Annotated in this window: 18 protein-coding genes and 1 pseudogene; 11 read left to right on the top strand and 8 right to left on the bottom strand. The window is 40.7% G+C overall.

What is annotated here, in order from left to right; genetic code table 11:
* Positions 1-4 precede the first annotated feature (4 nt).
* Positions 5-703, top strand: coding sequence for a response regulator transcription factor (locus GOM47_RS05110; RefSeq protein ID WP_235080029.1), 699 nt, complete (start codon positions 5-7; stop codon positions 701-703).
* Entirely contained in the window at positions 703-1581 is an 879-nt protein-coding gene (locus GOM47_RS05105) for a sensor histidine kinase (RefSeq protein ID WP_235080028.1), read from the top strand. The genes GOM47_RS05110 and GOM47_RS05105 overlap by 1 nt, the downstream gene beginning before the upstream one ends.
* Before the next feature lie 38 nt (positions 1582-1619).
* Here GOM47_RS05105 and GOM47_RS05100 read toward each other — a convergent pair whose 3' ends face one another.
* The 3 genes from GOM47_RS05100 to GOM47_RS05090 form a co-directional block, all read right to left on the bottom strand.
* Positions 1620-2375 (bottom strand): ABC transporter permease, encoded by a 756-nt coding sequence (locus GOM47_RS05100; protein ID WP_235080027.1) that lies wholly within the window; start codon positions 2373-2375, stop codon positions 1620-1622.
* A 10-nt stretch (positions 2376-2385) separates the two neighbouring features.
* Positions 2386-3294 carry an ATP-binding cassette domain-containing protein gene (locus GOM47_RS05095; protein WP_235080026.1) on the bottom strand — a complete coding sequence of 303 codons (909 nt, stop codon included), beginning with the start codon at positions 3292-3294 and terminating at the stop codon, positions 2386-2388.
* Between the two features lie 144 nt (positions 3295-3438).
* Positions 3439-4248 (bottom strand): Cof-type HAD-IIB family hydrolase, encoded by an 810-nt coding sequence (locus tag GOM47_RS05090; protein ID WP_235080024.1) that lies wholly within the window; start codon positions 4246-4248, stop codon positions 3439-3441.
* 119 nt (positions 4249-4367) lie between these two features.
* On the opposite strand from GOM47_RS05090, the gene rexB reads away from it, so the two are divergent.
* From rexB to GOM47_RS05075, 3 genes and pseudogenes are all read left to right on the top strand, one after another.
* Entirely contained in the window at positions 4368-7643 is a 3276-nt protein-coding gene (rexB, locus tag GOM47_RS05085; protein WP_235080023.1) for an ATP-dependent nuclease subunit B, read from the top strand.
* Positions 7640-11293 (top strand): helicase-exonuclease AddAB subunit AddA, encoded by a 3654-nt coding sequence (gene addA / locus GOM47_RS05080; protein WP_235080022.1) that lies wholly within the window; start codon positions 7640-7642, stop codon positions 11291-11293. The genes rexB and addA overlap by 4 nt, the downstream gene beginning before the upstream one ends.
* A 214-nt stretch (positions 11294-11507) precedes the next feature.
* A pseudogene (locus GOM47_RS05075) lies at positions 11508-12691 on the top strand (hypothetical protein).
* 33 nt (positions 12692-12724) lie between these two features.
* Here the strand turns inward: GOM47_RS05075 and GOM47_RS05070 are convergent.
* Positions 12725-13081, bottom strand: coding sequence for a type II toxin-antitoxin system PemK/MazF family toxin (locus tag GOM47_RS05070; RefSeq protein ID WP_235080021.1), 357 nt, complete (start codon positions 13079-13081; stop codon positions 12725-12727).
* Positions 13065-13280, bottom strand: coding sequence for a type II toxin-antitoxin system PemI/MazE family antitoxin (gene mazE, locus GOM47_RS05065; protein WP_235080020.1), 216 nt, complete (start codon positions 13278-13280; stop codon positions 13065-13067). The genes GOM47_RS05070 and mazE overlap by 17 nt, the downstream gene beginning before the upstream one ends.
* 209 nt (positions 13281-13489) lie before the next feature.
* Between mazE and ylqF the strand changes: the two genes are divergently transcribed.
* From ylqF to xerS, 6 genes are all read left to right on the top strand, one after another.
* Complete coding sequence (ylqF, locus tag GOM47_RS05060; protein ID WP_138100305.1) at positions 13490-14341, top strand: ribosome biogenesis GTPase YlqF; 852 nt, start codon at positions 13490-13492, stop codon at positions 14339-14341.
* Positions 14328-15107, top strand: coding sequence for a ribonuclease HII (locus GOM47_RS05055; protein ID WP_235080019.1), 780 nt, complete (start codon positions 14328-14330; stop codon positions 15105-15107). Before ylqF ends, GOM47_RS05055 begins: the two co-directional genes overlap by 14 nt.
* 12 nt (positions 15108-15119) lie before the next feature.
* The gene (locus GOM47_RS05050; protein ID WP_235080018.1) at positions 15120-16670 is read left to right on the top strand and encodes a ClC family H(+)/Cl(-) exchange transporter; all 1551 of its coding nucleotides are present in this window, start codon (positions 15120-15122) and stop codon (positions 16668-16670) included.
* 52 nt (positions 16671-16722) lie between these two features.
* Positions 16723-17463: a CPBP family intramembrane glutamic endopeptidase gene (locus GOM47_RS05045; protein WP_235080017.1), complete on the top strand. Its 741-nt coding sequence runs from the start codon at positions 16723-16725 to the stop codon at positions 17461-17463.
* A gap of 65 nt (positions 17464-17528) precedes the next feature.
* Entirely contained in the window at positions 17529-17966 is a 438-nt protein-coding gene (locus tag GOM47_RS05040; protein ID WP_235080016.1) for a MepB family protein, read from the top strand.
* Positions 17967-18144: 178 nt separating this feature from the next.
* Entirely contained in the window at positions 18145-19215 is a 1071-nt protein-coding gene (gene xerS / locus GOM47_RS05035; protein ID WP_235080015.1) for a tyrosine recombinase XerS, read from the top strand.
* Positions 19216-19288: 73 nt separating this feature from the next.
* On the opposite strand, the gene GOM47_RS05030 is transcribed toward xerS, so the two are convergent.
* From GOM47_RS05030 to GOM47_RS05020, 3 genes are all read right to left on the bottom strand, one after another.
* Entirely contained in the window at positions 19289-20278 is a 990-nt protein-coding gene (locus tag GOM47_RS05030) for a lipoate--protein ligase (protein WP_235080014.1), read from the bottom strand.
* A 195-nt stretch (positions 20279-20473) separates the two neighbouring features.
* A complete protein-coding gene (lpdA, locus tag GOM47_RS05025; RefSeq protein ID WP_265324772.1) occupies positions 20474-22177 on the bottom strand; it encodes a dihydrolipoyl dehydrogenase in 1704 nt (567 codons plus the stop codon).
* A gap of 44 nt (positions 22178-22221) precedes the next feature.
* Positions 22222-23265, bottom strand: coding sequence for a dihydrolipoamide acetyltransferase (locus GOM47_RS05020; protein ID WP_235080013.1), 1044 nt, complete (start codon positions 23263-23265; stop codon positions 22222-22224).
* Positions 23266-23323 lie beyond the last annotated feature (58 nt).

Genomic DNA, 23323 nt, shown 5'->3' with positions numbered 1-23323 from the left:
GTTTATGGCGAGCATTCTTGTAATTGAAGATAATAATGACATCCAGGAAATTTTAAGAACCCTTCTTGCAGAGGAACACGAGGTGATTCAAGCATTTTCTGGGACAGAAGGTATAATACAATTTGACAAAGGTGGCATCGATCTCGTCTTGCTAGATATCATGCTCCCTGGGAAAAATGGCGACCAAGTCTTGCAAGCTATTCGACAAACTAGTCAGACTCCGGTCATCATGCTTACTGCTTTAGGTGATAAAAAGCTCATCAGCCAATATCTACTAGACGGTGCCAATGATTATGTAGTAAAACCTTTTGATTTGGACGAAGTCTTTGCCAGAGTCACTGTTCAATTACGCCAAAGTGGTGAACATCAGTCAGAAGATCGAAGAGAAATTGATAACCTCGTACAAAATTTTAAAAATATCCAGTTTGATGCAGATAGTTTTGAAATAAGCAACTCTACTGAAATCATTCGCCTTGCAAAGAAAGAGTGTCAGATTCTCCAAATGTTGCTCCATCATCCTAAAAAAATCTTCACCAAGGAAGAACTCTATGAATTGATCTGGGAAGAAAGTTACCTGCCTGGAGATAATACGCTCAACACTCATCTAAGCAATCTCCGTAAAAAACTGTATCAACTGGATCCAAATCATGAGTACATTGAAACCATTTGGGGAGTTGGTGTTCGATTAAAAGGAGACAAATAATGAATTACATTTTGATATCAATATTACTCCTTACTAACATTATTTTGGCGATTTCTTTGATTCGCTATCATCTAACAGTTAGAGATTTAAGCAGACAAATGGAAGAAAAGATTCGCTCTGGTAGCATGAAGAGGATCGGGGTAAATTTCTTTTCAAAGACCATTTTGCGTCTACATAACCAAATTGAGAATCTATTTCAAGAAGTGGAGCAAAACCAGCTAATCATGAAGCGTGAAAAACGCACCCTAGATATGGCAATCAGTAACATAGCTCATGATATTCGGACACCTTTGACAATCGCTTCAGGATATACTCAGCAACTGATAAAACATCCCGATAATAGTCCAGAAACCTTAAACAAAATAGCCCATCATCTTGATTTGGTTTCCAAACGTTTGGAAGCTCTTCTTGAATACCGTCATTTGATGGAAGGAGCAGTCAAACCGAAACTGGAAGAGCTTGATTTATCAACTTTTATAACGAAAAAGACTTTAGCTTATTACGACGTTTTTCAATCTTCACAGATTGTTCTTGATTTTAACGTTGAACCAGGATTGAAAACGACGACTGATGAGGACTTGCTTGATCGAATTATACAAAACCTCCTTGGAAATGTTCTTAAGCACGGCAAGGAGAAGGCTCGACTTTCTTTGAAAAAGGAAGAAAATAGGCTTGTTTTGGAAATTGATAATCTAGTCAAAAAACCTATCAAGAATATAGACAATCTCAGCAATCGTTTTTATTCTGAAAATATGTCAGATACCGAAGAATCGTCTGGTTTAGGCCTCTATATTACCGAGGAATTAGTTCATCTTCTTGGAGCGGATATGAAACTAGCCACTGATGGAGAATGGTTTTCGGTCTTTATCTATTTTTAACAGAAGAAACCTCCTCTAGGATATAGAGGAGGTCCTTTTTATAAGCTTTTCTTCTTGAAAACAGTCAGTCCACTGAGAGAGAAGAAAAGTATGATAGCGATGCAAACCGTTATGGTATAGAGAACTGATTGACTATCAGCAGTCATGGCATAGGCAAAATTTAAGCTCAGATATCGTAGAATTTCAATGTCTGGGAAAACAAGCATTGGCGTAGAAAGGATGATAGAGGTAACTAGATAGCCGATAAATACGGCAAGATAGGAGTGAGTCACATAGAGAATAAAGGAAACAATCGAAAGCCAAGCTAGGAGGCAGAGAAATTGGAGGGAAATCGTCAAGAGGAGATTTGTAATAAAACCATCAGGCATTGTACCAAGTCCGTTTAGTAGAGTCGCGGGAATAAAGGCAATAACAAGGCTAACGATAAGTTGTAAGAAAGCGATACTAGCAAGTACAAAGGTTTTGGCTAGGAAAAACTCGGTACGAGAAACACCCACTGTTAAATTATTTTTATAAAGCTTGCCGATTAGATCGACCCCAAGAACTAAACATACTAGAATAATACAAAGGAAAACGAGGTTTGAACCATTGCTAGACGCGTTGATAAGAGCTTGGACGCCGTCCCAACCTTTGGTCGGAAATTCTGTTTCAGGTGTAGTATTTACTGACATTAGATGTCCTGTAGCTCCGATAGTAGCACCCATTAACATAAGTGCAAAGAGAATGAATTCTGTAATCCAGAATCCTTTGGAGCGGAAAAGACGGTAAAAATCTGCTTGAATGGTGTGTATCATGATTTTTCTCCTATTCTACTAATTGGGTGAAGTATTCTTCTAGGTTTTGACGGGCAAAGTAAATCTCATCAATAGCAACATCGGCCAAAGTTAGTTGCTTAAGTATCTGTTTGACATCTTGTTCATTACCAAAGATATGGATTTCATTTTCAGGATTGACAACCTTAAATTGGAGTTGGATTTGTTCTTTCAATACCTGACAAGCTCTTTCTTTGTCGCTTGTTTTAAGCACAATATAATCCTCACTCAGTGTTTCAAATTCAGCTTTACTGATTTCACGGATAATCTTACCTTGATCCAGAATACCAAAGCGATTAGCTAAGAGATAGAGTTCTGACAAGATATGGCTAGAGATGAGGATAGTTATGCCTTTTTCTTGATTGAGTCGCTGGATCATGAGACGAAATTCTTTGATTCCAATTGGGTCGAGACCGTTAATAGGTTCATCAAGAATCAGGAAGTCGGGTTTTGATAGGAGGGCAATGGCAATGCCAAGTCTTTGCTTCATTCCTAGTGAGAAATCACGAAAGACTTTTTTTCCTGTATCTGACAAACCAACATAGTCTAAGGTTTCATGAATCACCTTATCAGCATTTGGAATATGACGTATCATACAATAATATTTAAGGTTTTGATAAGCTGTTAAGTGATTATGGGCTACAGGTGATTCGATAACTGAACCTACTCGAGATAAAGCCTTGGTCCACTCATTTTGTTCTTGACTAGAAAAGAGGGAAACAGTTCCTGTATCCGCAAACAGTAGTTGTGTAATGATTTTGATAAGAGTGGTTTTACCTGCTCCGTTTTTTCCAATTAGACCATAAATATCTCCCTCTTTTATCGTTAGACTAAGATCTTGAAGAATAGCTTGTTTACCAAATTGTTTGGTCAGTCCATGAATTTCGAGTACTGTTTTCATGATTTTCTCCTTTTGATTTGTTTTACTAACTTTAGTATAAGGTATAGAAATCAAAGAAACATCAAGTAATTCTAAAGAGTTTCTAAAGTTTTCAGATTTTTAAAATGTCAAAAACCCAGTTAAGGATTTAACTGGGGCTTTTCTCTATAAAATATACTTCTCAATCGCACGCGCAACGCCGTCTTCTTCGTTGCTGGCTGTAACGTCATTGGCTAGGGATTTGACATGATTGCTGGCATTTCCCATTGCAATGCCCAGTCCTGCAAACTGAAGCATTTCGATATCATTATTGGCATCGCCCATGGCCATAATCTCTGATGGCTCAATCTTCAAAATCGCTGCTAGTCGCGAAAGAGCAGAGGCTTTTGTCGTTCCAAGCGGCATAGCTTCATAAATGACAGGCTGCGAACGAACTCCACTGAATCGTTGGCAGAGCTCTTCAGCGAACCGCTGCTCAAAATCGTCTGTTTGCTCTTTTGTGCCTAAAAACATGCCTTGGAACATACGATGTTTGCCACTGAGAGCTTCTTCTAGTGAAATTTCAGTTGGGCTAGTAAAGACTAGTTTGGCATCCTTTTCGATGACTTGATTAGGCTTGCCCCCAAGAACAAAGTAATGTTCTTCGTCAAATAAGGTAAACTGAACATCACTCTTTTCAGCAAGGCCATAGAGGTAGTCGATGTCGGTCGGACTGAGCTCTTGCCAGTCCACCAAGCCCCAGTCACTAGTTTGGTGGGTTGAACAACCATTGTTAACGATAAGGTATTCATTTTCTAGATCAAGCCCAAGTTTTTCATAGTAGGGGAGAACCCCAAAAAGTGGACGACCTGTACAGAGAACCAATTTCACCCCTTTTTCGATAGCTTGATGAATGGCAGTGATGTGGGCTTGCGGGATTTCCTTGGCTTCGTTAAGGAGGGTTCCGTCCATATCCAAGGCTAGTAGTTTAATCATAAGACTTCCTTTTCTAGGTGTTTTGCTTTTATTATATCATATTTTGGTAATAAGGAGACAGAATCTTCTGTTAAAACATGGTATAATAAATGGTAATGAAAAAATCAAACGAGGCTGAGATGAAATTACTTTATACTGATATTCGGACTTCTTTGACAAAAATCCTGACTAGAGAGGCGGAGGAGCTAGTTGCTGCTGGCAAGCGGGTTTTCTACATCGCCCCCAACTCTCTTTCATTTGAAAAGGAACGCGCCGTGCTGGAATGCTTGTCCCAGCAGGCTTCTTTTGCGATTACCGTCACGCGTTTTGCTCAGATGGCTCGTTACTTAATCTTGAATGATTTGCCGACTAAAACAAGTCTAGATGACATCGGGCTTGGGATGGCTTTTTATAAATGTCTTGCAGAACTAGATCCCAAGGACTTGCGTGTTTATGGTGCTATTAAACAAGATCCTCAGTTTATCCAGCAGTTGGTTGAACTTTATCATGAGATGACGACTGCTCAGATGAACTTTTTGGACTTGGAAAGTTTGACAGATGAGGATAAGCGAGCAGATTTACTCTTGATTTTTGAGAAAGTAACAGCCTATCTCAATCAAGGTCAGTTGGCTCAGGGAAGTCAGTTATCCCATTTGATTGAGGCTATTGAGAATGATAAGGTAAGTAGTGATTTCAGTCAGATTGCCTTGATTATTGACGGTTTTACCCGTTTTTCTGCTGAGGAAGGACATGTGGTGGATCTACTCCATCGCAAAGGTGCCGAGATTGTTATTGGGGCCTATGCAAGCAAGAAGTCCTATACCAGTCCGTTCACTGAAGGGAATCTCTACCAAGCCAGTGTGGAATTTCTTCATCATTTGGGGGCAAAATACCAAACACCTGCTCAGAATCGTTCTCAGACTCATGAGAAAATAGATAGTTTTGACAAGGCCTCTCGTTTGCTGGAGTCTTCTTATGACTTTTCAGAACTCGCTTTAGATGTCGATGAGAAGGACCGTGAAAATTTGCAAATCTGGTCTTGTTTGACACAAAAAGAGGAGTTGGAACTAGTAGCCCGTAGCATTCGTCAGAAATTACATGACCATCCAGACCTGAGTTACAAGAATTTTCGTATTCTCTTGGGAGATGTAGCTTCTTATCAGTTATCACTGAAAACTATTTTTGACCAGTACCAGATTCCGTTCTATCTTGGTAGAAGTGAATCCATGGCCCATCATCCCTTAACCCAGTATGTGGAGTCTATTTTACGTTTGAAACGCTACCGTTTCCGTCAGGAGGATTTGATTAATCTCCTCAGAACTGGTCTGTATACTGACCTTAGCCAAGCTGATATTGATGCTTTTGAGCAATATCTCCGCTATCTTGGCATCAATGGCTTGCCAGCTTTTCAGCAGCCCTTCACAAAATCCCACCACGGAAAATTTGATTTGGCACGTTTGAACGCCATTCGTCTGCGAGTTTTGGCTCCACTTGAAACCTTATTTGCCAGTCGGAAGCAAAAGACTGAAAATCTCTTGCAAAAGTGGAATACTTTTCTAAAAAGTGCTGCTTTAAGCAAGCAGATGCAAGAATTGACAGCTACTATGGAAACTCTAGAACAGGAAAGACAAGCCGAAGTTTGGAAAGCTTTCTGCCATGTTTTTGAACAATTTGCGACCGTTTTTGCCGGTTCACAAGTTAGTCTAGAAGACTTCCTGTCCTTGCTTCATTCTGGGATGAGCCTTTCTCAGTACCGTACTATTCCAGCAACTGTGGACACCGTTCTGGTGCAGAGTTACGATCTGATTGCACCTCTGACCGCTGACTTTGTCTACGCCATTGGGCTGACTCAGGATCATTTGCCAAAAATCGCGCAAAATACCAGCCTTTTAACAGATGAAGAAAGACAAAGCCTAAACCAAGCGACAGAAGAGGGAGCGCAATTACTGATTGCAAGTAGCGAAAATCTCAAGAAAAATCGCTATACCATGCTTTCCTTAGTTAATGCTGCCCGTAAACAGTTGGTGTTATCAGCACCCAGTCTTCTCAATGAAAACGAGAGCAAGGAATCTGCCTATCTTCAGGAACTGGTGAGTTTTGGATTTAGCCGGATAGAAAAGAGGATGAACCATAAAAATCTTAGCAAAGAAGATATGGGTTCTTATCACAGTCTCTTGTCTAGTCTCGTTGCCTATCATCAGCAAACTGCTTCTAGTGAAAATGAACAAGATGTGACCTTTGTCAAGGTCTTGGCGCGTGTGATGGGTAAAAAACTCGATCAAAAAGGTCTTACAAATCCAGCACTCCCAACCAGTCCAAGCAGCAAGCCATTAGAGAAAGAGACCTTGCAGGCTCTATACCCTGCTGACAAAGAGTTTTACCTGTCTACATCTGGTTTGACAGAGTTTTACCGCAATGAATACAGTTATTTCCTCCGTTATGTCTTAGGTTTGCAGGAAGAATTGCGCCTGCGCCCAGATGCTCGCAGTCACGGGAATTTCTTGCATCGTATTTTTGAACGTGCCTTGAAACTACCTGCTGAAAATTCCTTTGACCACCGTCTGGAACAAGCTATTAAGGAAACAAGTCAAGAACGGGAATTTGAAGCCATTTATCAAGAAAGTTTTGAAGCCCAGTTTACCAAGGAAGTTCTTCTTGATGTCGCTAGGACCACTTGCCACATCCTACGTCATAATCCAGCCATTGAGACCATTCAGGAAGAGGCAACATTTGGCGGCAGAGACCAACCCTTTATCCAGTTGGATAATGGTCGCAGTGTCCATGTGCGAGGTAAGGTGGACCGAATTGACCGTTTGAAAGCTGATGGAGCGCTAGGAGTGGTAGACTATAAGTCAAGTTTGACTCAGTTCCAGTTTCCTCATTTCTTTAATGGACTTAATTCCCAACTGCCAACCTATCTTGCTGCACTTAAAAGAGCAGGAGAGCAGAACTTTTTCGGCGCTATGTACTTGGAAATGGCAGAGCCTGTCCAATCTCTCTTGACCGTTAAGAGTTTGGCAGGAGCAGTAGTGGAAGCCAGCAAGTCTATGAAATATCAAGGCCTCTTTTTAGAGAAAGAAAGTAGTCATTTAGGCGAATTTTACAATAAAAACAAGGCCAATCAGCTGACAGACGAGGAATTCCAGCTCTTACTAGACTATAATGCCCATCTTTACAAGAAGGCAGCTGAGAAGATTTTACAAGGTAAGTTCGCCATCAATCCATACACAGAGAATGGCAGAAGTATTGCCCCATACGTTCAACAACATCAGGCTATTACTGGCTTTGAAGCTAATTACCACTTGGGACAAGCCCGTTTCCTAGAAAAGTTAGACCTAGAGGATGGCAAGCGTCTGGTCGGAGAAAAGCTCAAGCAAGCTTGGTTTGAAAAAATGAGAGAGGAGTTGAATCGATGAATGCTATTCCCTTTTTAACTGAGGAAGAAATTCAAAAATTGCAAGAAGCAGAAGCGAGTTCGAGCAAGGAACAGAAGAAAACAGCCGAGCAAATCGAAGCCATCTACACTTCTGGTCAAAATATCCTCGTTTCAGCGTCTGCTGGTTCTGGAAAGACTTTTGTTATGTCCGAGCGCATTCTGGACCAATTGGCACGTGGTGTGGAAATCAGTCAACTCTTTATCTCAACCTTTACCGTTAAGGCTGCGACTGAACTCAAGGAACGCTTGGAGAAAAAAATCAGCCAGAAAATCCAAGAAACCGATGATGTTGATCTCAAACAACACTTGGGACGCCAGTTGGCAGATCTGCCAAACGCGTCCATCGGAACCATGGACTCCTTCACACAAAAATTCCTTGACAAACATGGCTATCTGATTGATATTGCACCGAACTTCCGTATTCTGCAAAATGAAAGTGAACAGTTACTCTTAAAGAACGAAGTTTTTCATCAGGTTTTTGAAGCCCATTACCAAGGTGAGAATAAAGAGAAATTTAGTAGCTTGGTGAAGAACTTTGCTGGACGAGGCAAGGATGAACGAGGTCTGCGCCAGCAAGTCTACAAAATCTATGATTTTCTTCAATCCACCAGCAGTCCCCAAACATGGTTGAACGAGTTTTTTCTCAAAGGGTTTGAAGAAGCTGACTTTGCAAATGAGAAAGACAAACTAACTGAGCAAATCAAGCAGGCGCTTTGGGACTTGGAAAGTTTCTTCTGTTATCATCTGGATAATGATGCCAAGGAGTTTCCCAAAGCTGCCTATTTAGAAGCTGTTCAACAGGTTCTGGATGAAATTAGCTCCTTAAATCAAGAGTCCGATAGTCTGGCTTATCAAGAAGTGCTTGCTCGTGTTGTCGTCATCTCTAAGGAGAAAAATGGTCGGGCTCTAGCTAACTCTAGTCGAAAGGCTGATTTGAAGCCACTGGCAGATGCCTACAATGAGGAGAGAAAGGCCCAGTTTTCAAAACTTGGACAACTGGCGGACCAGATAACGATTCTCGACTACCAAGAACATTATCATGAAGATACTTGGGAGCTAGCTAAAACCTTCCAAACCTTTATGAGTGATTTTGTGGAGGCTTATCGTGAATGTAAACGTCAGGAAAACGCCTTTGAATTCGCTGATATCAGCCATTATACCATTGAAATTTTAGAAAATTTCCCACAAGTCCGCGAGGCTTATCAGGAACGATTCCACGAGGTCATGGTCGATGAGTATCAGGACACCAACCACATTCAAGAACGAATGCTGGAATTGCTGTCGAATGGCCACAATCGCTTTATGGTGGGAGATATCAAGCAGTCCATCTACCGGTTCCGTCAGGCAGACCCGCAGATTTTCAATGAAAAATTCCAACGCTATGCGCAAAATCCTCAAGAAGGCAAGCTGATTCTCCTCAAGGAAAATTTCCGTAGTAGTTCAGAAGTGCTGTCTGCAACCAATGATGTTTTTGCACGCCTTATGGACCAAGAGGTCGGCGAAATCAACTATGACAGCATGCACCAGCTTGTTTTTGCCAATACCAAACTAACTCCTAATCCAGACAACAAGGCAGAATTTCTCCTCTACGATAAGGACGATAGTGGGCAAGAAGAGGAAGAGAGTCAGGCAGACACGAAACTCACTGGGGAAATGCGCCTGGTCATCAAGGAAATCCTGAAGCTTCATCAGGAAAAAGGTGTTGCTTTTAAGGAAATCGCACTTTTGACCTCCAGTCGCAGTCGAAATGACCAGATTCTACTTGCCCTGTCTGAGTACGGGATTCCTATCAAAACCGACGGTGAGCAAAACAATTATCTCCAATCCCTAGAAGTACAAGTCATGCTGGACACTCTCCGTGTCATCCACAATCCCCTGCAAGACTATGCCTTGGTTGCCCTTATGAAGTCTCCTATGTTTAGCTTTGATGAGGACGAGTTGGCACGCTTGTCCCTTCAGAAAGTAGAAGATAAAGTCCAAGAGAATCTATATGAGAAACTGGTCACTGCTCAAAAACAAGTAGCTAGCCAGAAAGAGTTAATTCATACAGCTCTAGCGGAAAAATTAAATCAGTTCATGGATATTTTGGATTCTTGGCGCTTGTATGCCAAAACCCACTCTCTCTATGACTTAATTTGGAAGATTTATAGTGACCGTTTTTATTATGACTATGTTGGAGCCTTGCCAAACGGACCTGCTAGACAAGCTAATCTCTATGCCCTAGCTCTGCGCGCTGACCAGTTTGAAAAGAGTAATTTTAAGGGCTTATCTCGTTTTATCCGTATGATTGACCAAGTCCTAGAAGCTCAGCATGACCTCGCAAGCGTAGCCGTCGCACCGCCTAAAGATGCCGTGGAACTCATGACTATTCACAAGAGCAAAGGGCTGGAGTTCCCTTACGTCTTTATCCTCAATATGGATCAGGACTTCAACAAGCAAGACTCGATGTCAGACGTCATTCTCAGCCGTCAAAATGGGCTTGGTGTCAAATACATTGCCAAGGTGGAAACAGGAGCAGTGGAAGCACACTATCCTAAAACCCTCAAACTCTCCATTCCTAGCCTAACTTATACGCAGAATGAAGAAGAACTGCAACTGGCTAGCTATTCAGAGCAGATGCGTCTGCTGTATGTTGCCATGACGAGGGCGGAGAGAAAACTTTATCTTGTTGGCAAGGGTTCTCGTGAAAAGCTGGAAGCAAAGGAATACCCAGCAGCAAATAACGGAAAATTAGATAGCAATACCAGACTGCAAGCAAGAAATTTCCAAGATTGGGTCTGGGCTATCAGTAAAGTATTTGCCAAGGAAGATCTCAACTTTAGCTATCGTTTTATTGGTGAAGACCAGTTGACTGGAGAAGCTATCGGAGAGTTGGAAAACAAGAGTCCTCTACAAGATAGCTCTCAATCAAGCAACCGTCAGTCAGAGACCATCAAAGAAGCTCTGGAAATGCTGAAAGAGGTGGAAGTTTATAATACTCTTCACCACGCAGCTATTGAGCTTCCTAGTGTTCAAACCCCAAGCCAAATCAAGAAATTCTACGAACCGGTTATGGATATGGAAGGGGTAGAAATTACTAACCAAACTCAATCACCGGAAAAGCGAATCAGCTTTGATTTACCAGATTTTGCAACTAAAGAAAAGGTAACAGGAGCTGAGATTGGTAGTGCAATCCACGAACTCATGCAGAGAATTAACCTCAGTCAGCAACCAACCCTTGCTAGCCTGACAGAAACTCTCAAACAAGTTCAAACTAGTCCAGCTGCTAGAGACAAGATCAATCTTTCTAAAATCCTAGCATTCTTTGATACAGCACTTGGTCAGGAAATTCTCGCTAATACCAGCCATCTTTACCGCGAGCAACCTTTTTCTATGCTCAAACGCGACCAAAAGAGTCAGGAAGACTTTGTTGTCCGTGGGATCTTGGACGGCTATCTGCTTTATGAGGATCGTATCGTTCTTTTCGACTACAAAACAGACCGTTACGATCAACCAAGTCAACTCATAGACCGCTATCGTGGTCAGTTAGCCCTCTATGGAGAAGCCTTGTCACGGGCTTATTCGATTGAAAACATTGAAAAATACTTGATTTTACTTGGTAAAGACGAGGTTCAAGTTGTAAAAGTATAATTTATACTCTTCGAAAATCTCTTCAAACCACGTCAGCTTCACCTTGCCGTATGTAAGGTTACTGACTTCGTCAGTTTCATCTACAACCTCAAAACAGTGTTTTGAGCTGACTTCGTCAGTTCTATCTACAACCTCAAAGCAGTGCTTTGACCAACCTGCAGCTAGCTTCCTAGTTTGCTCTTTGATTTTCATTGAGTATTAGAAAGGAAACCTCATGCCACTTCCAGTTAGAAAATCCCTGCATGATGCGGTGTTACAGGCTTCAAAAGCTGATACTTGGGATCAAGCTACCAAGGAATGGAATGGAATGAAGTTTCCTTGATTTTTAATGGTATTGGGCGCAGTAACTGTATCTGCGGAAATGCCATTAAGTACGCTTACGAACTCTTTAACAATGTCACAGGACAACGTCTCTTTCCTATCGGAAGTGACTGTGTTCGACATTTTCATCGTATTAGTCTCGAGCAGCAACTGTAAGAGGAAGAAAAACTTCTCAGAAAGCTTGAAAATCTGACTAGAAAAGTCAAGAAAAAGGAAAAAATCAAGGTCAATAAAAGCGACTTTGACGAACGACTTCTAAAATGGTTTTGGGAAAAAGGTGTTTTCAAAGCCAATCGTGGCAATCAATTTGCACCTGAGAAAGATTACCAGCTTTTCCTAGAAGTCTTTCAAGGAGGAAGTTGGACTAAGGCAGAGCCAAAAAAGAAGGCTCGTCTGGAAGAAGTCCTTGAAAAGTGCATCAAACCCTTTCTACTCGGAAAGTCTGATGACCAACTATACCTTATCAAACTAGGCAAGGAGAAAATAGACTGCGAGCAGCATTTACGGATTCAGGCAGAGAAAGAACGCAAGAAAAGAGATAAAATCGCCAAGCAATACGCAGATAATCTCATCCTAGCCATGGGGCCCGCTGAACGCGCCTATCAAGATTACTTCGGCTTTACAGAAACTCTCACACCAGAAGAACGAAAGTGGGAGAAAATCCTTTTTGGTAAAAATAGAGAAGAACGGGCCATCAAGGCAAAGCAAAACCAAAAAGAGCTGGAAAAAGACCAGCGAATTGCAAATCAAGATCCTATTGAAAGAAAGCAGAAGCAGACTTGGATTCTCAATTCTTATTTTCGTGATTTGCCAGATGAAAAAGCAAGATTCTCCCGACTCTTACTAGAATATCGAAAAACTGGAGAAGTTCCCTTTTCAGAGGATTACATGTCTGAGCATTTAATCGACTTTTTCTACAAGATGAAGGCCTTTGAGTTTGAAATTGCTCCAGATCAGGTGAGGAATTTTCTAAAAGAATGTCTAGAAACGGACCACCTATCTTCAGCTCAATCAACTTGGATTAGAGGGATTCTCCTCAATTGCCTTCACCCATTTTTAGATAGATTGCTCATATAGAAAAAATCCTACCTTGTCTATACATGGTAGGATTTAAGTATCTTCAAAGATATATTGATACAGTTGAACCACTTTCTGAAAACGTTGCGTATCCATTCTAGTTATTTTTTGAGCATTCCGCATTCGAAAATCAAAGGTATAGAGTTGAAAGGGATTGACAGCACCATTTACCTTATCCGACGAGACTGGAACGAGCAAGCCTTTTTCTGCCAAACGTTGTTGACCATGAGTGATAGGACAGACGGCCACAAAACCAGTTCGCAAGGCATATTCTCTCCTAGAAACAACCAAGGCAGGGCGCCGTTTTTGAATTTCCCGACCAACTGATGGATCAAAGTCCAGCCAAATGATATCTTGCTTTTCAGGAATATACTCAGATTTCGCTATCAAGTAACCTTACTCCTTCAAAATCATTTGTCATTCTTAAATCAGCAATCCCATCAAAAGGATCTTTTAGTTTCGGAGCCAAGACAATAACCCCATCAACTCCTTTGTAGACAACCATTTCTTGACCTTCCGTCATACCCAAATTTTTAGGAATGGTCACAGTGAGAGAATTTCCCACCTTCCGAGTCTTTACTGTATTCATCACTCTACCTCCACGAAATCGTATATACAAAGTATATACGAAACGGCAAATAAAGTCAAGCAAACATTGAATTACATAAATTAAGTTATGTGATATAGCATGATTTTATTTTAGTCAAAGCCTGTGCAAAAGCACCTAATTTATGATAGAATAGATGGTGAGAAAGAAAACGTTTTATTACGTTTTTTTAGTCGGAAGGGGAAAATATTATGGCTACTATTCAATGGTTTCCGGGCCACATGTCTAAGGCTCGGCGACAGGTTCAGGAGAATTTAAAATTTGTTGATTTTGTGACGATTTTGGTGGATGCGCGTCTACCTTTATCTAGTCAAAATCCTATGTTAAATAAAATTGTTGGTGATAAACCCAAACTCTTAATTTTAAACAAGGCAGACCTAGCTGATCCAGCGATGACAAAAGAATGGCGTCAGTATTTTGAATCACAGGGAATTCAAACACTGGCCATCAATTCCAAAGAGCAAGTTACTGTAAAAGTTGTGACTGATGCTGCTAAAAAGCTTATGGCTGATAAGATTGCACGCCAGAAAGAACGCGGTATTAAAATTGAAACCTTGCGGACCATGATTATCGGAATTCCAAATGCCGGTAAGTCAACTCTCATGAACCGTTTGGCTGGTAAAAAGATTGCGGTGGTCGGCAATAAACCAGGTGTTACCAAGGGGCAACAATGGCTCAAAACCAATAAAGACCTTGAAATCCTAGATACACCAGGGATTCTCTGGCCTAAGTTTGAGGATGATGCTGTCGCACTTAAACTAGCCTTGACGGGAGCTATCAAAGATCAACTACTCCCAATGGATGAAGTGACTATTTTTGGTCTCAATTATTTCAAAAAACATTATCCAGATAAGCTAGCTGAACGTTTCAAACAAATGAAAATTGAAGAAGAAGCTCCTGTTATCATCATGGATATGACCCGTGCCCTCGGTTTCCGAGATGACTACGACCGCTTTTACAGTCTTTTCGTGAAGGAAGTTCGTGATGGAAAACTCGGTAACTACACCTTAGATACATTGGACGATATAGATGACGACGATTAAAGAAATCAGAGAACTTCTTGCTACTGTCAAAGAATTAGGCAATCCTCTTTTTCTGGAATTCGAAAAAGATACTCGATCTGGAGTTCAAAAGGAAATCAACAAGCGTAAAAAAGCCATTCAGGCAGAACTGGATGAGGATCTTCGGTTGGAATCCATGCTGTCCTATGAAAAAGAACTTTACAAGCAAGGAATGACCTTGATAGCAGGTGTTGACGAGGTTGGTCGTGGTCCACTGGCTGGACCTGTGGTCGCTGCAGCCGTTATCTTGCCGAAAGATTGTAAAATCAGAGGTCTCAACGATAGCAAAAAAATCCCCAAAAAGAAACATTTGGAAATTTATCAAGCCGTTCAAGAACAAGCATTGGCAATCGGCGTCGGAATCATGGATAATTACATCATTGACCAAGTCAATATCTACGAAGCGACCAAACTGGCCATGAAGGAAGCAATCTTCCAGCTCAGTCCGCAACCTGAGCATCTCTTGATAGATGCCATGAAACTGGAGTTACCAATTTCACAAACCTCCATTATCAAAGGAGATGCTAACTCCCTCTCAATCGCGGCCGCATCTATAGTGGCCAAGGTAACACGGGATAATATTATGAAGGACTATGATAATCAATATCCTGACTATGATTTCAGGACTAATGCAGGCTATGGAACAGCTAAACACCTAGAAGGACTAGAAAAACTAGGTGTCACCCCAATTCACCGAACCAGTTTTGAACCAGTCAAAACACTGGTTTCAACTAAGAAAGATAAGTAAGAGGAAATAATTATGGAGGAACAGTCAGAAATAATCCGCTCCAAGAAAGAATTTGCCTTTGCCTCAAGCACTATATTATCCCAAGTTGGACGAGGAATTATCGTTGGTATCTTTGTCGGTCTCATCGTAGGTTCTTTTCGTTATTTGATTGAAAAAGGTTTTCACCTTGTTCAAGGCCTTTATCAAGATCAAGCGCACCTAGTGCGCAATCTTTTTATCATTGGCCTATTTTATTTAATAGTTTGCTGGCTCAGTGCGAGATTAACTCGGTCAGAAAAAGATATTAAGGGTTCAGGAATTCCTCAAGTCGAAGCCGAATTAAAAGGGCTCATGTCACTTAATTGGTGGAGTGTTCTCTGGAAGAAATATGTATTAGGTATTCTTGCTATTGCCAGTGGCCTTATGCTAGGTCGAGAAGGGCCAAGTATTCAACTTGGAGCAGTTGGTGGTAAAGGTATTGCCAAGTGGCTCAAATCTAGCCCAGTAGAGGAACGCTCCCTGATTGCCAGTGGAGCTGCTGCAGGTTTAGCTGCTGCCTTTAATGCACCGATTGCAGGTCTCCTCTTTGTTGTAGAAGAAGTCTATCACCATTTTTCCCGATTTTTCTGGGTATCAACTCTAGCAGCCAGTCTCGTAGCAAACTTTGTCTCATTACTCATATTTGGCTTAACACCCGTACTGGATATGCCAGATAATATTCCTCTCATGACCCTGGACCAGTATTGGATTTATCTCCTTATGGGAGTTTTTCTAGGACTCTCTGGTTTTCTCTATGAGAAAGCTGTACTCAATGTTGGTCGAATTTATGACTGGATTGGTCAAAAAATCCATTTGGATAAAGCTTATTATCCAATCCTAGCCTTTATCCTTATCATACCAGTCGGGATTTTCTTGCCACAAATCCTTGGTGGTGGAAATCAGGTCGTTCTTTCTTTGACTGAGCAAGATTTTAATTTTCAGGTTCTATTAGCATACTTTTTGATCCGCTTTATTTGGAGTATGATTAGTTATGGAAGTGGCCTTCCAGGAGGAATTTTCCTTCCCATTCTGGCGCTTGGTTCCTTACTTGGTGCCCTAGTTGGTGTCATTTGTGTCAATCTCAGGCTTGTCAGTCAGGAGCAATTCCCTATATTTGTCATTTTAGGAATGAGTGGCTACTTTGGGGCAATATCCAAGGCTCCTTTAACTGCCATGATACTCGTAACCGAAATGGTTGGAGATATTCGCAACCTCATGCCACTTGGCTTAGTGACCTTGGTAGCCTATATCGTCATGGATCTGCTCAAGGGTGCTCCAGTCTATGAGGCCATGCTGGAAAAAATGCTACCAGAAGAAGCAACAGACGAAGGAGAAGTAACACTAATTGAAATTCCTGTATCTGACAAAATCGCTGGAAAACAGGTTCACGAACTCAACTTGCCACATAACGTACTCATCACCACCCAAGTCCATAATGGCAAAAGCCAAACAGTTAACGGCTCAACTAGAATGTATCTGGGTGATATGATTCACTTGGTGATTCCCAAAAGTGAAATTGGAAAAGTAAAAGATTTGTTGTTGTAAGCTTTTGTTTACATAATTTATTTTACGTAAAATATTATTGAAAGGATTCTCTATGAAAAGAAATAAGGCAATTGTGGTATATTTGCTAGGCACATTTAGCCAAATAGTATCAGCTTGTCTCCTTTTCTTTCTCTTGAATCATTTTTCTATTCATTCCAATCTATTAACTATTTTAGGAATCTTTCTAGGTGGGATTTCTTCAGCTCTTTGGGGAATAATTGTTGCAATTCACTATTTTCATATTCATTTTAAGAAAATCGTAAACGATTTTTTAAACATTCATACCAGTTATAAACACTATTTATTATCTTTTTTCCTAATTATCCTTGATTTTTCTTTTCTAATGTTTGGTGGGAAAATAGTAGAATTTAGCTGGTATCTCCCATTTTTGATGTTCTTCAAATTTATTGTCTTTGGTGGTATAGAAGAGATTGGATGGCGATATGTCTTTCAACCAATTTTACAAGAGAAGCTACCGTATTTTCACTCAACAATCCTAACTTTTTTCAGCTGGGCGATTTGGCATCTGTTGTTCTTTTACATAGATGGTTCCCTAGCAACTCTGCAAACTCTCCCGTTTTTATTTGGATTGCTGACAAATTCTTTCATACTCTCAGCTCTTTATATCAAAACAAAGAATCTTTGGATTTGCGTTATGACTCATTCGATCATTAACGTCTTGTCTCAGCTAACCATAGATACTGATCGATACGAAACCTACCTGATTAAAATCTTCGTCATCTTGGTATCCTGCTATATGGTAATATATAAAAAAGATGAGTATAGGCGGTAGCTGATTTTGTTGGAAACAGTATCATTCTTTGGAAAAGTTATTTGCTAAGGAGGACATACATCATAATGAAAATACGCGATGTTCTATATAATTTTTATGGCGATTTTGATTTCATTGAAGAAAAATACAATGAAAAATACGAAGGTATTCTTATCAAGATAAAGGAAGAGCAAGAATATAAAAGATGCTGCTGGGCAAAAAAAACACCGAAAAAAGAAGGATATTTTACCGTTTTCTGGAAAAAAGACCAAAACAACAAGAACATTCCTTATACCAATGAGGACTTAGGGAATGAACTTATAATCGTTATCATTGATAATGATAAGAGGGGACTATTCATTATTCCAAACGAGGTGGCTATTCGTAAAAACATTCTGTCGACAAAAGATAGCAATGGAAAAATGTCTATGCGATTTTATCCTCCTTGGTGCTCAAATTTAAATACAACAGCTCGAGCAACACAAAAATGGCAATTGCAATATTTTAGAGAAATTGAAATATAAACAGATTGCCGGATTACATACACACAAAAGACCTGTTTCTTATGATTGTGGAACCAGGTCTTTGTTTTTTCTAGAATTTATCAAACACTCATAACATCTTTCCGAAAAACTATAATTTTCTTGAAATATATATAAGTCTATGCTATACTACTAGTAGACTTATATATGGAGAAAATACATGAAACGTGAGATTTTACTGGAACGAATCGACAAACTAAAACAAATCATGCCTTGGTATGTTCTGGAATACTACCAATCTAAGCTTGCTGTCCCCTATAGTTTTACAACCTTGTACGAATACCTGAAGGAATACGATCGATTTTTTAGCTGGGTTTTGGAATCTGATATTTCAAACGCTGATAAAATTTCTGACATTCCTTTATCGGTTTTAGAAAATATGTCTAAAAAAGACATGGAATCCTTTATCCTATATCTACGAGAACGACCTTTGCTGAATGCTAATACAACCAAACAAGGTGTTTCACAGACAACTATCAATCGGACCTTATCAGCTCTTTCCAGTCTTTACAAGTATCTAACTGAGGAAGTTGAAAACGACCAAGGGGAGCCTTATTTCTATCGTAATGTAATGAAGAAAGTTTCAACTAAGAAAAAGAAAGAAACACTTGCTGCCAGAGCTGAAAACATCAAGCAAAAACTCTTTCTGGGTGATGAAACAGAGGGTTTTCTAACTTATATCGACCAAGTGTACCCACAACAACTCTCAAATCGCGCTCTCTCGTCATTCAATAGAAATAAGGAACGTGATTTAGCCATTATTGCCCTTCTCTTGGCATCTGGTGTCCGATTATCTGAAGCTGTTAATCTGGATCTAAGAGACCTTAATCTCAAAATGATGGTTATTGATGTCACTCGAAAAGGTGGCAAACGTGACTCGGTCAATGTCGCTGCCTTTGCTAAGCCTTACCTAGAGAATTATCTCGCCATTCGAAATCAACGATATAAGACTGAAAAGACGGATACAGCACTCTTTCTGACACTCTACCGAGGTGTTCCGAACCGTATTGATGCTTCCAGCGTTGAGAAAATGGTTGCTAAGTACTCTGAGGATTTCAAAGTGCGTGTAACTCCCCATAAACTACGGCATACCCTAGCAACTAGGCTCTATGATGCGACTAAATCGCAAGTTTTAGTCAGTCACCAGCTAGGACACGCCAGTACACAAGTCACTGACCTCTATACCCATATCGTCAATGATGAACAAAAGAATGCTCTAGATAGTTTGTAGATGTTACATACTATAAATTATGTAAACTGGAACTCATAAAAAGAAGCTGGTTCTGCAACCAACTTCGTTTGATTTATCCCACTACCGCTTCAGCGATTTCTTCACGGCTAATACCAGCAAAGTAGCGTGTAATATCAATAGTTTCTAGAGCTTTAAGGACATCTTCGCGTTCATATTTCACGCCACGAAGGACATCTTCTACAGCTGCAACATCTTCGATACCAAAGAAGTCACCATATATCTTGATATCTTGGATTTTTGATTCAATGACGTTGGCAAAAACCTCAACCTTACCACTAGTAAATTTTGTACCACGATGGACGTTAAATTCAGGTGATTTACCGTAGTTCCAGTCCCAAGTACCGAACTTGGTCTCCTTGATGTGGTTGATTTCAGCCAATTCTTCCTCAGAAAAAACGTATTCAGACATCTCTGGATACTCTTTTTTCATGTATTCCAATAGCAAATCACGGAATTCTTCAACTGTGATTTTTTCTGGTAATTCATTGATAATATTGGTTACACGAGCACGGACGGATTTCACACCTTTTGATTCAAACTTATCTTTTGAAACCTTGAGGGCGTTAGCAAGGACTGACAAATCAACGTCAAAGAGCAAGCAACCGTGGTGCATGATACGCCCATTGATATAGGCCTGGGCATTTCCACAGAATTTCTTACCGTCAATCTCAAGGTCATTACGGCCTGTGAACTCAGCTTTAACACCAAGTTGAGCCAAGGTATTGATGACTGGAGTTGAAAAACTCTTAAAGTCAAAGGCGCGGTTTTCATCTTCTTTTGAGATGATCGTGTAGTTGAGGTTGTTTAGATCGTGATAAACAGCTCCACCACCACTGATACGGCGGACTACCTCAATACCATTTTCTCGAACATAATCACGGTTGATTTCTTCGATAGTGTTCTGGTGACGTCCAACAATGATAGATGGCTTGTTAATCCAAAGTAGGAAGATTTGATCCTCATCCAAAAGATGTTTAAAGGCATATTCTTCCAAGGCGATATTAAAGGCAGTGTCGTTTGAATGATTGATAATATATTTCATAGTATTTCCAAAAATTTAGTTTTTAAATTCTGTTCATAGCAATCCAATTTTCTAAAGTGGTAAAAAGAAATGTAACGTGTTATCGTTACATTTCTCGGAAAAATTGAGACAAGAGGCTCAATTTTTAGGCATGGAACTCTAATAGAGGTCGCTGCCGTCCGTACTACTTTAAGAAAATTTAGTTGAAAAACTTATTTATTTTTTCTTAGGTGAATGGATGGCCATTCCTAGTACATCCGCAAATGCTTCGTACATCACTTCAGAGTAGGTTGGGTGTCCGTGGATAGTCTTCAGCATTTCTTCAACAGTGATTTCCATTTCAATAATGCTTGACGCTTCGTTGATCAATTCTGCAGCTGCAGGACCGATGATGTGAACACCAAGAATTTCTCCGTATTTCTTATCTGCAATGACTTTTACGAAACCTTGTGCTGCATCTGATGCAATGGCACGGCCGTTAGCAGCAAAATTGAATTTACCGATGGCCACATCGTATTTCTCACGTGCTTGTTCTTCTGTTAGACCTACTGCTGCTACTTCAGGAAGAGTGTAAATCGCTGCAGGAGTCAAGTTAAGTTTCGCTACAACGTGATTTCCTTTAAGCGCATTTTCAGCGGCAACTTCACCCATGCGGAAGGCTGCGTGCGCCAACATTTTAGTACCGTTGATGTCACCTGGTGCGTAGATTCCAGGAACAGAAGTTTCCATGTATTCGTTGACCTTGATACGTCCACGATCCAATTCAAACTCAACATCGCCAATTCCTTCAAGATCTGGTACACGACCGATTGAAAGAAGAGCTTTGCTAGCTATGATATCGTCTTTTCCTTCAACCTTGATACGAAGTTGACCATTTTCTTCGATGATTTCTTGCAATTTTGTACCTGTCAAGATGGTCATACCTTTACGTTCAAGAATCAAGCGAAGGTTCTTAGAAACTTCCGCATCCATAGCTGGAACGATACGGTCCATCATTTCGATAACAGTCACTTTTGAACCAAATGTCATGAAGGCCTGACCGAGTTCGATACCGACAACGCCACCACCGATGATAACAAGGCTTTCTGGAACTTCGTTCATTTCAAGAATGTCATCACTGGTCATTACAAGTGATGATTCCATACCAGGAACGTTGATCTTGCTAACCTTTGAACCACCAGCAAGGATGATTTTCTTGGTTTCAAGCAATTCTGAACCATTTACCAAGACATTCTTGTCTTTAGTAATCGTACCAACACCCTTATGAACAGTAACTCCGTAACTACGAAGAAGACCCGCAACACCACCTACCAAGGTACTGACAACTTTAGATTTAGTTTCTAAAAGTTTGTCCATATCAACAGTGAAGTTGGGATTTTCGATGACAATACCACGGTTTGCTGCATGACCGATGTTTTCGATGATTTCAGCGTTATGAAGGTAGGTCTTGGTTGGGATACATCCACGGTTCAAGCAGGTTCCACCGAGTTCAGATTTTTCAACAAGGGCTACCTTCCCACCGAGTTGGGCAGCTTTAATGGCTGCCACATATCCAGCAGGACCTCCACCAATCACAACGATATCAAAGACATCATCGCTCTTACCGTCGTCGTTTGAGACACTAACTGCAGGCGCTGGGCTAGCTTCTGGCGCTGCCGCTCCAGCTGTTGGGATATTTTCACCTTCTTCACCAAGGTAACCGATAACTTCAGTTACTGGAACAGTTTCACCATCTCCTTTGAGGATGGCAATCAAGTATCCATCTTCTTCGGCTTCCAATTCCATGCTGACTTTGTCAGTCATGATTTCCAAAAGGATTTCTCCTTCTTTTACAAATTCTCCGACTTTCTTATTCCATTGGACAATTTGTCCTTCTGTCATATCCACGCCGGCTTTTGGCATAATTACTTCTAAGGCCATGTCTTACTTCCTTTATCTAAATCTCTAAAAAAACAATAGCTGACTTAAACCAACATTGAGATTGGATTCTCAATCAATGCTTTCAAGTCTTTCATAAACTTAGCACCAGCCATACCATCTACAACACGGTGATCAATAGTTAATCCAAGGCTCATGATTGGGCGAATGACAATCTCACCATTGACAACAACAGGTTTCTCAACTGTTGAGCTAACCCCGAGGATTGCTGAGTTTGGTTGGTTGATAATCGGACCAAAGGACTGAACACCAAACATTCCCAAGTTACTGATTGTGAATGTTGAATTTTGCAGTTCGCTTGGAGCCAATTTACCATCCAATGTACGACCAATGACATCCTTGAAGGCTACAACCAACTCTGACAAGCTCATCTTCTCAGCATTGTAAACAACAGGTGTCATCAATCCATTATCCATTCCAACTGCCATCGCAAGGTTGACATAGTTATGAGTGATAATGGTCTTGCCGTCTTCGGTCAATGAAGCGTTGATGTAAGGGTGCTTCATTAAGGTCTTAACAACTGCGAGTGAAAGAAGGTCTGTAACCGTAATTTTCTTACCAGTTGCTTCCATAATCGGATCAAGAACCTTTTTACGAAGAGTCAACATTTCTGACATATCGACATCGTAGTTGAGTGTGAAGGTTGGCGCAGTTAGGTAAGATTCAACCATACGTTGGGCGATAACCTTACGCATTGGTGTCATTGGAATACGCTCAATTTCACCATAAGGAGTGATATTGTCTGGAACTTCTTCCACTTTTTCGATTTGAGCAGGAGACTTGATGGTGTCGTTTTCGATATTTTCAGGAAGCAAGGCCAAAACGTCCTTCTTCATAATCTTGCCACGATGGCCAGTTCCTTGAATCTCTTGCCAAGCAATATTGTGTTCGAGGGCAATTCGTTTTGCAAGTGGCGAAATGCGAACCACGTTTGTGTCTTTATAAGTTTCCACGTCTTCTTTGTGGACACGACCGTTTGCACCTGAGCCAGAAACGTCGTAGAGGTTGATCCCTAGATCATCCGCTAACTTTCTAGCCGCAGGAGTCGCTCTTAGCTTGTCATCAGCCATGACCTCTCCAATTCTATACTAAGATATTAAGGACGAAGAGGGTAATGAAAAAATAGGA

The sequence above is a fragment of the Streptococcus oralis genome (assembly GCF_021497945.1).
Taxonomy (GTDB): Bacteria; Bacillota; Bacilli; order Lactobacillales; family Streptococcaceae; genus Streptococcus; species Streptococcus oralis_BR.
This window is presented reverse-complemented; position numbering and strand designations above follow the sequence as displayed.

Bases quoted from the DNA above. Each gene is read 5' to 3' on its own strand.
- GOM47_RS05110 (WP_235080029.1), top strand. From the start codon at position 5: ATGGCGAGCATTCTTGTAATTGAAGATAATAATGACATCCAGGAAATT.
- GOM47_RS05105 (WP_235080028.1), top strand. From the start codon at position 703: ATGAATTACATTTTGATATCAATATTACTCCTTACTAACATTATTTTG.
- GOM47_RS05100 (WP_235080027.1), bottom strand. From the start codon at position 2,375: ATGATACACACCATTCAAGCAGATTTTTACCGTCTTTTCCGCTCCAAA.
- GOM47_RS05095 (WP_235080026.1), bottom strand. From the start codon at position 3,294: ATGAAAACAGTACTCGAAATTCATGGACTGACCAAACAATTTGGTAAA.
- GOM47_RS05090 (WP_235080024.1), bottom strand. From the start codon at position 4,248: ATGATTAAACTACTAGCCTTGGATATGGACGGAACCCTCCTTAACGAA.
- rexB (WP_235080023.1), top strand. From the start codon at position 4,368: ATGAAATTACTTTATACTGATATTCGGACTTCTTTGACAAAAATCCTG.
- addA (WP_235080022.1), top strand. From the start codon at position 7,640: ATGAATGCTATTCCCTTTTTAACTGAGGAAGAAATTCAAAAATTGCAA.
- mazE (WP_235080020.1), bottom strand. From the start codon at position 13,280: ATGAATACAGTAAAGACTCGGAAGGTGGGAAATTCTCTCACTGTGACC.
- ylqF (WP_138100305.1), top strand. From the start codon at position 13,490: ATGGCTACTATTCAATGGTTTCCGGGCCACATGTCTAAGGCTCGGCGA.
- GOM47_RS05055 (WP_235080019.1), top strand. From the start codon at position 14,328: ATGACGACGATTAAAGAAATCAGAGAACTTCTTGCTACTGTCAAAGAA.
- GOM47_RS05050 (WP_235080018.1), top strand. From the start codon at position 15,120: ATGGAGGAACAGTCAGAAATAATCCGCTCCAAGAAAGAATTTGCCTTT.
- GOM47_RS05045 (WP_235080017.1), top strand. From the start codon at position 16,723: ATGAAAAGAAATAAGGCAATTGTGGTATATTTGCTAGGCACATTTAGC.
- GOM47_RS05040 (WP_235080016.1), top strand. From the start codon at position 17,529: ATGAAAATACGCGATGTTCTATATAATTTTTATGGCGATTTTGATTTC.
- xerS (WP_235080015.1), top strand. From the start codon at position 18,145: ATGAAACGTGAGATTTTACTGGAACGAATCGACAAACTAAAACAAATC.
- GOM47_RS05030 (WP_235080014.1), bottom strand. From the start codon at position 20,278: ATGAAATATATTATCAATCATTCAAACGACACTGCCTTTAATATCGCC.
- lpdA (WP_265324772.1), bottom strand. From the start codon at position 22,177: ATGGCCTTAGAAGTAATTATGCCAAAAGCCGGCGTGGATATGACAGAA.
- GOM47_RS05020 (WP_235080013.1), bottom strand. From the start codon at position 23,265: ATGGCTGATGACAAGCTAAGAGCGACTCCTGCGGCTAGAAAGTTAGCG.